Genomic DNA, 1,383 nt, shown 5'->3' on the forward strand with positions numbered 1-1,383 from the left:
CCTCAGCCTCCGCCCCGACCGTCGGCTCGACCGGCACGTACTCCAGGATCGTGTGCGCGTTGGTGCCGCTGATGCCGAAGGACGACACCGCCGCGCGACGCGGGCGACCGGTCTCCGGCCATTCCCGCTGCTCGGTCAGCAGCTCCACCGCGCCCGAGGCCCAATCCACCTTCGGGGAGGGCTCGGTGACATGCAGGGTCTGCGGCAGCACGCCATTGCGCATCGCCATGACCATCTTGATGATGCCGCCGACACCGGCCGCCGCCTGCGTGTGCCCGATGTTCGACTTCAGCGAACCGAGCCACAGCGGCCGCTCGGCCGACTTCTCCTGGCCGTAGGTCGCCAGCAGCGCCTGTGCCTCGATCGGGTCGCCGAGTCCGGTGCCCGTGCCGTGCGCCTCGACCGCGTCGATCTCGTCGGCCGTCAGGCCCGCGTTCGCGAGGGACTGCCGGATCACCCGCTGCTGCGACGGACCGTTCGGCGCCGTCAGACCGTTGCTCGCACCGTCCTGGTTCACCGCGCTGCCCCGCACGATCGCGAGCACCTGGTGACCGTTGCGCTCGGCGTCGGAGAGCCGCTCGACGAGCAGCATGCCGACGCCCTCGCCCCAGCCGGTGCCGTCCGCGTCGGCGGAGAACGCCTTGCAGCGCCCGTCCGCGGAGAGACCGCGCTGACGGCTGAAGTCGACGAACGTCTCCGGCGTTGCCATCACGGTCACGCCGCCCGCGAGCGCCATCGTGCACTCGCCGTTGCGCAGCGCCTGGACGGCCCAGTGCAGCGCGACCAGCGACGAGGAGCACGCCGTGTCGACCGTGACCGCAGGGCCCTCCAGGCCCAGGGTGTAGGCGACGCGGCCCGAGGCGATGCTGCCGGACACACCGGTGCCGAGGTAGCCCTCGACCCCGTCCGGCAGCTCGCTGATCCCGGTGGCGTAGTCGTGGTACATCACACCCGCAAAGACGCCGGTGCGGCTGCCCTTGAGGGCGGCCGGGTCGATGCCGGCGCGCTCGATCGCCTCCCAGGACGTCTCCAGCAGCAGGCGCTGCTGCGGGTCCATCGCCAGCGCCTCGCGCGGCGAGATCCCGAAGAACTCCGGGTCGAACAGGCCCGCGTCGTGCAGGAAGCCGCCCTCGCGGGCGTAGGTGGTGCCCTGGTGGTCCGGGTCCGGGTGGTAGAGGTTGTCCAGGTCCCAGCCACGGCTGCTCGGGAAGCCGGAGACCGCGTCACCGGCTTCGAAGACGAGTCGCCACAGGTCCTCGGGCGACTCGACACCGCCCGGGTAGCGGCAGGCCATGCCGACGATCGCGATCGGCTCGTCGAGGGCCACGGCGACGGCCGGGCCGGTCGGGGTGGTGTCCGGGGCGTCGCCCAGCAGCTCGGCGA

At 72.4% G+C, this 1,383-nt stretch carries 1 protein-coding gene; it reads right to left on the reverse strand.

Translation table 11 applies throughout. The features are described 5' to 3' along the window. Positions 1-1,383, reverse strand: a 1,383-nt coding sequence (locus TR48_RS37750; protein ID WP_042375340.1) for a type I polyketide synthase, incomplete at both ends; no start/stop codon positions are given.

The sequence above is a fragment of the Streptacidiphilus neutrinimicus genome (assembly GCF_000787815.1).
Lineage (GTDB): Bacteria > Actinomycetota > Actinomycetes > Streptomycetales > Streptomycetaceae > Streptacidiphilus > Streptacidiphilus neutrinimicus.